The sequence below is a fragment of the Epilithonimonas lactis genome, from assembly GCF_900110605.1.
Lineage (GTDB): Bacteria > Bacteroidota > Bacteroidia > Flavobacteriales > Weeksellaceae > Epilithonimonas > Epilithonimonas lactis.
Genome location: NZ_FOFI01000003.1, coordinates 259,786 through 271,481, shown reverse-complemented (window position 1 = coordinate 271,481; position 11,696 = coordinate 259,786). Strand labels below are relative to the sequence as shown.

The following is an 11,696-nucleotide window of genomic DNA, read 5'->3' as shown; positions in this document are numbered from 1 at the left end:
CAGCTAATACATAGATTGTATTAGCTGTTACTTTTTAAAATGTCCAAGTGGCACTACCTCCAACGGCAGTAGTATTGGTTTCAATTGTTTCACCAGCATCAAACATTGTAGGTGCAGATACACTTACGTCCCAAGCCTTCATTTCAAATCTTTGTTCCAATTCTTCCATTTGGAAATTTTCTAATAATTCATTTTTTTCAACTTCTTGATCTAGTTGAGTAAAATTTTCTGCATTCATAATATTTTTTTATAAAATTTGACTATAGCAAATTTAAAATAAATTTTTAATTGTGCAATTTTTATATAAATTATTATGTATGATTTAAGACTATTAAGAATAAATTTTCAAATATTTACCGTTTTAATCTACTCTTTTGGTTCTGTTTATTTTTAATATTTTCCAACCCACTTACTATTTTGTTTTCCAAACTTTAAAAAAAATAAAGACAATAGACCTATTTAGCTTCGTAACCATCTTTGAATCTCAGGAATTTCTCCGCATCTTTCGGGTTTTTATTAATCCATTTTTGTACAAGTTCGGTGTTGTTTTCTAATTTTTGAATGTCGTCTTTAGGATATAGCAGTTTTCCATCCTTTTCAAATTCGGAAAGGATTTCCTCTCTAAGCTCGCTTTTGGAACGGATACTTTCGGAATACCATTTGAATGCAAGATTTCCACTTATTAGAATTGTCGAAAATGACAGTAAAATTGCACCAAAAATACCCCAAACAAGATTCGATTTTCGTAAAGCTTCAATACTTTGCTGAGATAATTCCGCAATAATTATTTTCGGGATTTGACTTACGGTTTTCTTAAATATTTCATTTTCTTTTTGATAAGTTCTTGATGTTTCATCGATTATATTTATCAAAGCCGATACAGATTGTTCAAGTTCTGAAGATACATTCATATAATCTTCAACTGAAGCTTTAGTTTCTGTGTTAGATTCAATATTTGCTTTACAGGATTCTATAACTTGATTCAAAATCTCCATTCCGTCTTTTTGTGTATTGTCCATAATTTTTAACGTTTAAATTTTTTATTGTTCTCTATTTTCATTTCATTATTTCTCAAATCCTCATTCCGTTTATTTTGTCTAAGAAATTCCGAATCATTTGATGTTTTCAATTGTTCCGAGCGTTTTGTTTTATCTTCAAAGATTTTCTTTATTTCCGATATTTTCAGCTTGCTAGTAATTTCCGAAAGCTTGTATCCTGCTTTATACTGACGTGAGGTTTCATCGTTGATATCTGTTTTAAGAACGATTCTCATTCCCGAAATCCCGACCTTGACATTGCTCGACAATGAAACCAAATAACCCCGATTCGACATTTCCAAAACCAGCTCTTCAAAATTTTTAGAATTTCCGATACTGGCAACCAGATTCTCATACATCTCATTTCTTTTATCAATGCCTGTTTCGATGTCTGTCTTTATACCCAAATCTCTACAGATTTCCCTTACAGCCTTACCGAAATTCTCCCCGATATTGTGGGATTTGACCGTACATTTTCCAAAAGTGTCAATCCGGTTTACCACGAAATGAATATGCTTTTGTTTCGTAGAATTGTGGACATCCAAGCGATATTGGTTGTTTTCCGAAACTCCGACTTTTGCAAGAGCCTGTATCGTGATTTTCGCCAGTTCTGCATCAGAAAGTTGGTCGCCTGTTTCTTTTGGTGGTGAGATATAACCTGTCAAAGCCCATTTTTTGACATTGGAATTTCTTTTTGCTATTGCTTTCATTTCCAAAAATTGTTCTTCAGGACTGCTTCCGAGAAGATTGTTTGTTCCAAGCATCTTCGCCGTTCCTTTGTCAGTTCCGTTGTATTCCAAAGCGATTTTGGAAATCAGTCTTGTTGTTGCCGAATTATTCATAATTCTTCATTCATCAGATTCTCCCGTTCGTGAATCTTTTGATAGAGGTATTGTTTTATCAATGTCAAAACGGTTTCGATTTCCAGCAGGATATTTTTTTTATTTTCAAAAGCAGACCATTCGGAATTTCGCAAAAGGTTGGTGATTCGGATAAAGTTATTGCCATATTCCAAAAGGATTTTATCAGTTTCAAATTCCTTAGCTTTCAACTCCTCTTTTGTTGCTACCATTCGAAGAAGGGTCGAAATTTTCAAACTGTATTTATTAGCTTCGTCCTCCAGAAACTTAAATTCCTTTTCGGTAAATCGCACGGAAACAACTCGTAAAAGATGGTTCGCACTTTTCTTTTTCAGCCCTCCTTTTTTTCCGAGTTCACGGAAGTATTGTTTCCTTTTTTCCGTCTCTTTTTTTTGTTCCTGCTCACGGGAGACTTTCAGGACAAAACTTTTCAAAAAATCATTCTCCATATTTTTGTGTATTTATTATTTATCAACATTCAGTTTGTTTTTCAAGACGTTTTTGACGATAGGAAAAAACCAAAAAGTTCCAATTTTACAATTAGCGTCCACGCTTTTTGTAAACATTGGGTACTTTTTGCACTCACTATCTGCCATATTTTGGACGACGTTCTTCTTTAATTTCATTATTCATCAAAAACGCATTCAAATCTTTGTGATTTTTGTAGAGCAAACGTTCGTCTGTGATATTTTTATGTAGATTGATTAATTGTTCGGTTGCCAAATTTCCAGCTTCATCATTATCAAAATAGAGTTCAACTTTTTGATGGTTTTCAAGTTCAGTTTTAGCTTTGAAAAGTATAGAAACCGAATTTAAAATCAGGTAATCCGAAGGTTCTTTTTCGAGTGATTTTTCCAAAATTTTGAATGATAAATAATCCGTAAATCCTTCAAAAATTCTCAACGTTTCACTTCCGTTTTTAATCGTAGAAATATCCTTTTTTCCGAGACAGATTTTTGAATATTTATTGCGGATTTCGTAACCGCTTGAATTGTTTTTGAAACCAAGTCCGAAGTAATTTTTGTCATGAAGCAAATAATAAATTTCCTTTAAATCCGATTTTTGACTTTCCAGATTTCGGGATTTTAAATAACTCAAAAGTGAAGAACGTTCTACATTTTTAATTTCCAAAATCTCATAATTGGTTTTTGACTTTTTATCAGAATTTTGTTTATTTTTCGAATTGTCATTTCTATCAAAACTTGAAAATTCAAATTGTCTCAGATATTCCAATGCTTCAGAAACCGAACACTTTTTAATGGCTTGAACCAAAGAAACATTATCGTATTGTTTGCCAGTTCCAAAATCGAAAGCTGTATTTTTTCCAAAATTGACGATTACACTTGGTGTCCGTTCTTTTCGGTCAAAAGCAAAATAAAATGCTGATTTCAAATTTTCTTTGCTTGGAAAAAGAGAAAAACTATCCAAAATCTCTCTAATATTAATATTTTCGTTTGCGGTTTTACAGTTCATTTTTTTAATATTTTAAAGTTTTGTAAGTTTTTTCAGAATCTTCTTACCTTTCTACCAAAGTCTTTGTTAGAAAGAGTTTTGGTTAATTTTTGTCAGTTACCTTTTTCTACCTATTTACCTTTTCAAAGTTTATAAATTGGTAACTTAGGTAAGAAGAAATTTTAATGTTACCTTATTAGAAAAACCTTTATTAATAATAGTTTTAAAAGATTTTAGGTAAGTTGGTAATTGAGGTAAGTCGATTTGCTACTATTCGTTTTTTGATTCTTCGATTTTTCGTTTGATTACATAACCATAGACTTGTCTTTTGGAATGTTTTATCCGTTCATAATTTAAAACCGTTAATGCTTTTCCGATTTTTATAATGTTTAACCGAACTCCCAAAGCATTATTCATCGCCAACATAATATCAGTTGCAGTGAGGAATTCATTTTTATTTTCAGATTTTTCAAAATGAGTGATAATAATTTCCTGCTCCAAACTGATTTGTTTGTATTTTTCATTCCGTTTCTCGTTTTCCAGAATGTCTTCAGCAGTGAGTTCCGGATTGTAGTTTTTTCTTTCAAAAGCATTGAAATATGCTTGAGCCCAAACTTGATTAATATTGATTTCCTTAGAATAATTGAAATCAATTTCCAACACTTCAAAAATTTGCCAACGCACACTTCCTGTTTCATCGGTTAAAAAATCAGAACGATTAGTGGAACCACAAAAAGAAGCCGTTCTGTGCATTAATGACGATTTTCTGTCGTAAGGTAATCTTGCATTAATAGTATTTTTGGAAATAAAGGATTTCAGCGTATTCACATCAATTTTAGACATCACCGAAAGTTCATCAATGTTGATAATCAAAGATTTACAAAGAGAAATCAATCCATCTTTATCAATTCCAATATCTTCGGTATAATATTTTTCTAATTCGGTTGGAATCAGGAATCTCAAAAAACTTGTCTTTCCAGAATTTTGTTTGGTATTGAACAAAACGAAACATTGTTTGTTGACGTACCCTTTCTTTAGTGAACACAAAACCGCTCTCGTTAACCATTTTTCAAAATGATTTTGAAACGATGCATTATCGGTTGTCGTGATGTAATTTGCTAACTTTTGAATATGATTCTCACCGTTCCATTTTGGTAGATTTTTAAAGTAATTTTCAATCGGATTGTATTTCTCTATCCAATGACTTTTCAGCAAAATCTCCAACTTATTCAAAGTGATATTAATCCCAAATTGAATCAACTCAATAAACAAGGAATTGATATTGAGTTCGTCCCAATCTTCATTTTCGGTACGGATTTCAAATTCTAAAGCAACTTCATTGTACCGGACTTTGTATTTTTGGTTCAGATATTTGATGACCTTATCAAAGACCGTGACTGAACCTGCTTCTGTTTGATACCGTTTTTGAGCTTTTCCCATCTACTTCAGTTTAACAGCCTGATTTTTTTTAATGAATAACCTGAGTTTTATTTTTTCTCACTGTCATTAAATAATTTGAGGGCTTCGTCTGCATTTACGACTATGGTTCTGTTTCGTTGGAAAATTGCCCCATCAATTACACCACTTTTTTTAATTCGATTTGCAGTTGCAATAGAACAATCAAAAAGATTTGCAATTCCACGAATACCATAAACCAATTTTGGATTTGCTTTCGCTGATGATTCAGACTGAATCTTTTCTGTTTTGTTCTGGTTTTCTGTTTTTGTTAGTGTCAAAAATTCCTCCCCCGTCATTTGCCAAATAGGCTTTGATAATAAATTTTGTGTATCCATTGTTTTAAAATTTTCTGATACAAAATTTGGAAGTTTTTGAAATTCAGAAAAATTCAAAATAAAAATCAGCACAATTATTTGTGCTGATTTTCAATAAATTATAATATTTTAAACTATTTTGAGATTCTATAAAATTCTAAGTGTGTCAAAATGTGATTTTTTGAAATGTTTATTGATTTTAATCAATTTTATGAGATTAAAAGGAGTTCATTTTTGCGAGAGAAATAATGTCGTCAATTTCCTTGTCAATTTCGTTTTTATTTTCTTCAGAAGGATTGATTTTCTTTTCAAAATCTTTTATTTCAAAATAATCTACCATATCTTTTTTCCAATTAGTGGCTGATTCAGGTAAAATAAATTCATTTGCAATGCAATTGATTGCATAAGCGATATTTCTGTCTTTTTTTTGCTCTTTTTCCAATGTCATTATTTTACTTTCTAATAGTTGATTAGAAAATTCCACATAGCCGATATGCTTGATTAATTTTAATTCGACAAAAATTTTATGGATAAAATAAACCAATCTTTCTTCTTTCAACAATTTTTCGGAATATTTCTCGAAATGATCAAGTCTTAAAAGTTGATTTTCAATCTCATTAATTTGATTGGTAATTTCAATAGGATTAATGTTTAAAAGATAAGACAAACCACGTTTTTTAGATTCCCATTTTTGATACAAAGAAGAACTAATATTTTGTTCATTGTTGTATTTTTTCTTAACTATTTCGTATTCATCATTTAATTGCTTAATTTCAATTGAATCATTGGCATATTTGTAAGCCCAACTTTCTAATTTGGAATTCAGTTCTCTTTCTTCTGAACTAATTTCACGTAATTGCTTATAGTGAAAATCATATTCGCTTTTTTCTTTCGCAGATTCTTTATCTATTAGATTTGAAATTTTATTAAATCCTAAAACATCCTTTTTATAATGAATAAGAAATTTCAATCTCTGTATGGAATTTTTGTATTCTTTGTAAATTAAACCAGGTCTTTTGTGTTCAAATAATTCACTAAATTCAATTTCGTTCAAAGATTTTGAATATTCAAATAGATTATCAATCAAAGATTTTGATAGATTATCTCTGTTTAAATTATTTAGTGATTTTTCTAATTTTAGTGTTGTATCAAGGTGTTCAGATATTTTCATATGATGTTAAGTTTTTGCATTTGAACTTCTCTTGTGGAATCTACTACATCAATATAAGGTTTCATCGATTGATAGTCCGAATGTCCTGTCCATTTCATAACGACGTGAATTGGAATTCCTTTTGAAATACAAAGGCAAATAAATGTACGTCTGCCAATATGTGAAGAAAAATATTCAAATTTTGGTTTGGTGTCATCTTTTCTACTATTTCCGATAAAGTAAGTGTGATTTATCGGTTCATCTATTTCGGCTAAACGTCCCAACTCTTTTAAATATTCATTAATTTTTTGATTTGAAATTACTGGCAACGCCATTTCTGTTTCGATTTCTAAATATTTTTCTAATATTTCTTTGGAAATATCATTTAACTCAATTGTGATGGAATCAGACGTTTTCTTGGTAACAATATAAAGTTTATCATTTTTGATGTCTGTCTTTTTTAGTTTTTGAACATCGGAATATCTCAATCCTGTAAAACACGTAAAGAGAAGGACGTCACGTACTCTTTCGAGATATTTTTTGGTTTGAGAGATTTCTAAATTTTTAATTTTAAGAATTTCTTCTTCAGACAAGAAAACCACAACTTTGTCCGCCGTTTTTATTTTTGGTGCAAACTGTTGAAAATATTGATTATCACAATAATTATTTTTCACAGCGAATCTCAAAAACCATTTTAGATTTTTCAAATACTTTTTCGTTGTAACATTGTTTAACTTCAACGTATTAGAAAAATAAGAAAGTAATTTTGGAAGACCTTCGGAATTGAGATTGTCAAAAGTAAGATTTGGGTTGAATGAAAGTAAATGATTTTTTAGTGCGTCAAATTTTTTATACGTATCAATCGTCCAATTATTTACTTTTCCAGAATAATCTGTGAATTTATCAAAGGTATCGAAAAAAGTTTCAATTTCCATTTCCTTTTCATCAGTTTTGATAGCTTTTTTCTCTTTTGTATTGCCTTTATTTTTAACCTGTCCAAAACTAATTTTCAATTCATCTAGATCAGGAATTCTATCTTCAACCTGACATTTAATGAAAAAAGCCTGTAAATCATTCTCAAGATTACTCAGTTTAGTGTTAATCTCTTCAATAGTTTCCCCATTAATATTAGAAATACCTTTCTTAATTTGAGATAATTTCTCGTCCCAATTATTTCTATCAACACGAAAACCTGTAAAAAGATTCACTCTATTTGAATTGAAAGTTACACGGAAGAAAATCGGAACATTATGATTAACTATTACACCGTCTTTTTTTCTTTTCTCCAAAACAATGTTGATTTTTCTTTTTATATTTATCATCTCAATATTAAAATAAATTACAGCCAAAATTACAGCCATTTTTTATGATATCCAAATAGATTTATTGAATATCATAAAATTAATAAAAATAGTAATTCATTGAAAATGTACAATTTATATATTTATTGAGGCTTTAAGCAATGGTAGGTGAAAATCCCTGTGGGTCTACAATTGTAAAATTACAACCAGTTGAAATTCAACTGGTTGTTTTTTTTGTTTTGATATAAGCTAATTGTTTTTCTATATGATTCCAAAATCCTTACATACCGATATCAGTTGCTCATTGCTTTTGACATCCAGTGATTCCCGGATGTTGCTTAATTTCTTTTCGATGTAGCTCATGCTGGATGGTTTGATCTGTTTTTCTTTTAGATACAAAGGGATTTCTTTTACCAGCATTCCATTAGCAAGTAAGGAAACCAATTGCGTGTCGAATGTAGAGAACTCAAAAGCATTTTTGTCTTTCGATGGTTTTTTTAGGTCATAGGAAATAAACCTCTCATTGTTGTAAACGGATTTTATAGCGCGCTTTAGATCGGTGACATCTTCCCGTCCTTTCTTGACGTAGGCATTTATTTTTTGATCATTGAAGAGTTTATCGATGATCTCTTGTCTTTTTTCCACGGAGAATACAATGACCTTCAAATCGGGCTGGATCTTTCTCACGGCTTCCACGAGCTGTTGTCCGGTCTCCAGCTTTTGTTTTTTGTGATCTGCATCAAAGGAGAGGTCTGTGATCAGTAGTTCGAAAGGCGCGTTTTCCTGGAGTGCCATTTTGATTCGGTCAAATGCTGTGTCACAATAACTATCAAATTTTGGTTGAGATATTTTCAAATCTTCCACCACTTTTTGGACAGAGATATTAAAACTTTCATAATCTTCTGCAATTAAAATTTTTTTGAACATTTGTGTAATTTTTTATAATGGAAATGAAATGTTGATTTTCAAGTTCCTATCTATTTCTGTGTCAAAAGTAATAGTTCCGTTGATAGCTTTTGTACGGTTTTCCGTATTTCGCAAACCATTTTTTGGAGGAATATGTTTGATTCCGATACCATTGTCTGTGTACGCGATCTTGACATCGTTGTTCTCTTTGGTAAATCTCACTGAAACTTTGTCTGCCTGGCTGTGTTTTTTCATATTCGTCATCAGCTCCTGAAGGATGCAGAAAACTTCATTCCTTTGCGTGTGGGAGGTTTCTTTCCATATGTCATCTTCGTTTCCAATGATGAATATTTTCACTAGATCAGAAGAGTACGAGACCAGCATTTTGGAAAGTTGATCGCGGAAATTTTTTGCTTCAAATTCCTCTTGTTCATAGGAAATGTCTCGTGAGATCTCGTAGATTTCCTCCAGTTTGTCCAATAATGTTTCTCTGCCAAGATCCTTGATGTTCTCCACTTCCGACATCACTTGGTAGACTTTGTTTGCAACACGGTCGTGAACTTTTTTGGAATATTTCAGTTCTGTGTTTTTGACCTCTAGTAGTTTTTCCTGGCGAAGTGCCTTTTGTCTTTTTCTAAACCATAGATAGCTTAATAGCAGGGCGACCACTAGGATTCCCAGTCCAAAATATTGTTTGATGATGTGGTTTTGTCTCTGCGTACTTTCCGCCTTGGACCTTAGAAAATCCGCCTTGTTTTTTTCTGTTTCGTAGCGAATGAAAGCGAATTGATTTTTGGCCTTGTTTCTTGCAGTCTGCAGGCTGTCATTCAGATTCTGGAAAACCTTGAAATATTGTTTGGCGTTTTCTTGATTCTCCAGAGGGATCAATTTCTGTAAAGCTTCAATTTGGTCATCTGGACTTTTTATTTTTTTTGAGGCTTCATACATCTTTGCGGCGTACAGCAGTGCCGAGTCTTTTTGTTTGTGCGTGTAATAATCTGCGAGGTGCGAAAAGCTGGAATTCAGCCCCCAATCGTCTTTTTCTTTAGATCTGATATTTAAAGCTTTTTGAAATTCAGGAACTGGGTTGTAATCTGGATTTTGCAGCCATTTTGTAAAAGCGAGATTTGATGATATTCTCGCATATTCGATGTTATCTTTTGGCGTTTCTTCCAGGATGTTGTTGTAGATCTTTATCGCCTCATTGTAGTTTCTAAACTTCTTATAGACGTTTGCTAAGTTGTTGGAATATATTTTCCTATCCAGCTCGTTTGTGCTGAAATTTATAGCGTTACTGTAGAAGCTAATAGCATTTTGAAACTCCTTGAGATTGATGGAACTAATGCCAAGGCTGTTGTAGTTTGCAGACAAGTAGTCGGCGTTTTCTTTATCTTCTTTTTTTAAAAAATTTAGAGCGTTCAAACCAGTTTCCTGACTTCCGAAATTATCTCCCATCTGTTCCTGGATGATGGCCATATTCATGAGACATTTGCCTACACCAAGACTGTCTTTGTTTTTGAGAAAGAGATTTTTTGCTTTATCAAACTCGATAAAAGCCTGAGTGTTCTGTTTTTCGTCGAGAGATTTCCAAGCTTTTTCGTAATGATCATTTGTCGATATGGCCTCCGGAACTTTTTTTTCTGAACAAGAATAAATCAATATGAGTATTAAAAAGGAAAATTTTTTCAACGTTTTTTAGTTTCCATCGAAATTATAAAAAATAAGCGAAAGGTGTACCTTCCGCTTGATTAAATAATGAGTCTTATTTTTTAGGTGTTTGTCCATTTTCTCCTCCAGTGTCTCCAGGATTGGATTGTGGAGCTGAAGTGGTAGTCGTGGTTCCGTCTGCATTGTTAGATGTATTTGAGCTTGCAGGATTTGAGGCCAATCCCAATAGTATTAAAATTAAGTTTAGCATTTTCGTAAAAATTTAAAAATTTACATTCGTGTTCTTGCCCACAAAACAGATTGCAAGTAGTTGACACAGTGATGAAAAAGAAGCGCTTCTTAAATTTTTGGGAAGTCCAACCTTCAAAAACGGAAGAGAAACATCTGCTTCCCAAGCCAGAGATCTCTCTCCGTTTTATTTGGTTGTTTTTTGGAAATCAGTTTTGTAACTTTGTTTTTGTAATGTTTTGTGTATCACTGATTTCTGAGGCAAAGATGCGGAGGAAATGAAAGCAGATGTTAGACAATTCTTGGACACGAATGGACAGATAGAAATTATGAAATACGGTTTTCCGTAAATGAAAGTGCCAAAAAATCATCTATTTTGTAAGAACTAAAAGCCAACTATGTCCAAAAAACTACTAATTCGTGAAATTTTTGAGAAAGGAAAAAGAGAGTCGGGGAAAGATAGCAAGAGCGGAATTGCAATGTATCTTAGTCTCTATTTTTATGATGAGTGGAAATTCGAAATATCAGAAAGAACTTTTGTAAGATATTACGATTCATTTCTGATAGATAATGAGGATAAGAATATTGATAATCAAACGCTTGATAAATTAAGTCAATACTTAGAATTCAGAGATTATAAAGATTTTTGCAAAACTGAGCAGTTTACAAAATTCAATCAAGATTCGTCTCGTACCAGCGTGAGTGTAAGAATTGATGATGAAAATGATCCTGAAAGAAAACATCCAAATATTACCGTTAACATCACAACAAATCCAATTCTGAAGTTTCAGGAATTTTTAGCAAAACAAAGTGGATTTGGATTGATAGGATTAATAATTTTAGGCGGGTTTTTAACTAATAATTTTTTTAAGAAAGAAGAAACTCCGGCTGTGAAATTCGCAGAGGTTAAAAACGATGACCAAACAGCAAGAGTTCCTTCAAAAGAAATTGTAACTTGGAAAGAAAGTGAAATTACTCCCAAGGATCAGGATGTCAAAGAAGAATCTCCTAAAGAAGAAGAGTTGCAATGTATGTTTTGGGATGGGAAAGAATATATCCAAGCACATTGCAGCGATACGAAAAACGGTCTGATTGCACTCGATAGGAAGTTAGTAGATAATTTCAAAAAAATCACAACGCCAGACACAATTACCTCAATTAAAAGTGTCTGGTATTCGAAACATCAAAATGTGGTAGAATTTTTCACTGCGGATGGTGTTAATCCTGAGAATGGAAAGGAGCTACACGAATTATCAGCACATATGCTTGATAAGTATATAAAAAGAGAATAAATATAGAAACAAAAAAAAACTCCACCGAAG

The 11,696-nt window shown here is 32.0% G+C and carries 13 protein-coding genes; 1 reads left to right on the top strand and 12 read right to left on the bottom strand.

All coding sequences use genetic code 11. The annotated features are described in order from the left end of the window. Positions 1 to 34 precede the first annotated feature (34 nt). The 12 genes from BMW39_RS10825 to BMW39_RS19315 form a co-directional block, all read right to left on the bottom strand. On the bottom strand, positions 35 to 238 hold the full coding sequence (locus tag BMW39_RS10825) for a hypothetical protein (protein WP_028123566.1): 204 nt from the start codon (positions 236 to 238) through the stop codon (positions 35 to 37). Positions 239 to 455: 217 nt separating this feature from the next. Next, entirely contained in the window at positions 456 to 1,019 is a 564-nt protein-coding gene (locus tag BMW39_RS10820; RefSeq protein ID WP_028123567.1) for a hypothetical protein, read from the bottom strand. Positions 1,020 to 1,024: 5 nt separating this feature from the next. Then, the gene (locus BMW39_RS10815) at positions 1,025 to 1,879 is read right to left on the bottom strand and encodes a relaxase/mobilization nuclease domain-containing protein (RefSeq protein WP_051259716.1); all 855 of its coding nucleotides are present in this window, start codon (positions 1,877 to 1,879) and stop codon (positions 1,025 to 1,027) included. Continuing rightward, positions 1,876 to 2,346 (bottom strand): hypothetical protein, encoded by a 471-nt coding sequence (locus tag BMW39_RS10810; RefSeq protein ID WP_028123568.1) that lies wholly within the window; start codon positions 2,344 to 2,346, stop codon positions 1,876 to 1,878. Before BMW39_RS10810 ends, BMW39_RS10815 begins: the two co-directional genes overlap by 4 nt. A gap of 136 nt (positions 2,347 to 2,482) precedes the next feature. Beyond that, entirely contained in the window at positions 2,483 to 3,370 is an 888-nt protein-coding gene (locus tag BMW39_RS10805) for a toprim domain-containing protein (RefSeq protein WP_028123569.1), read from the bottom strand. 249 nt (positions 3,371 to 3,619) lie between these two features. Then, positions 3,620 to 4,789 (bottom strand): VapE domain-containing protein, encoded by a 1,170-nt coding sequence (locus BMW39_RS10800; RefSeq protein WP_028123570.1) that lies wholly within the window; start codon positions 4,787 to 4,789, stop codon positions 3,620 to 3,622. Between the two features lie 47 nt (positions 4,790 to 4,836). Continuing rightward, a complete protein-coding gene (locus BMW39_RS10795) occupies positions 4,837 to 5,142 on the bottom strand; it encodes a DUF3853 family protein (protein ID WP_028123571.1) in 306 nt (101 codons plus the stop codon). A gap of 196 nt (positions 5,143 to 5,338) precedes the next feature. After that, on the bottom strand, positions 5,339 to 6,292 hold the full coding sequence (locus BMW39_RS10790; protein ID WP_028123572.1) for a hypothetical protein: 954 nt from the start codon (positions 6,290 to 6,292) through the stop codon (positions 5,339 to 5,341). Continuing rightward, positions 6,289 to 7,593 (bottom strand): site-specific integrase, encoded by a 1,305-nt coding sequence (locus BMW39_RS10785; RefSeq protein WP_078677376.1) that lies wholly within the window; start codon positions 7,591 to 7,593, stop codon positions 6,289 to 6,291. Before BMW39_RS10785 ends, BMW39_RS10790 begins: the two co-directional genes overlap by 4 nt. A gap of 240 nt (positions 7,594 to 7,833) precedes the next feature. Next, a complete protein-coding gene (locus BMW39_RS10780; RefSeq protein WP_034975274.1) occupies positions 7,834 to 8,499 on the bottom strand; it encodes a response regulator in 666 nt (221 codons plus the stop codon). A gap of 12 nt (positions 8,500 to 8,511) precedes the next feature. Beyond that, positions 8,512 to 10,167, bottom strand: a complete 1,656-nt coding sequence (locus BMW39_RS10775; protein ID WP_034975272.1) for a tetratricopeptide repeat-containing sensor histidine kinase — start codon at positions 10,165 to 10,167, stop codon at positions 8,512 to 8,514. A gap of 73 nt (positions 10,168 to 10,240) precedes the next feature. Further along, complete coding sequence (locus tag BMW39_RS19315; RefSeq protein ID WP_165569343.1) at positions 10,241 to 10,396, bottom strand: hypothetical protein; 156 nt, start codon at positions 10,394 to 10,396, stop codon at positions 10,241 to 10,243. 376 nt (positions 10,397 to 10,772) lie between these two features. On the opposite strand from BMW39_RS19315, the gene BMW39_RS10765 reads away from it, so the two are divergent. Beyond that, positions 10,773 to 11,666 (top strand): hypothetical protein, encoded by an 894-nt coding sequence (locus BMW39_RS10765; RefSeq protein ID WP_034975268.1) that lies wholly within the window; start codon positions 10,773 to 10,775, stop codon positions 11,664 to 11,666. The last annotated feature ends 30 nt before the right edge of the window (positions 11,667 to 11,696 follow it).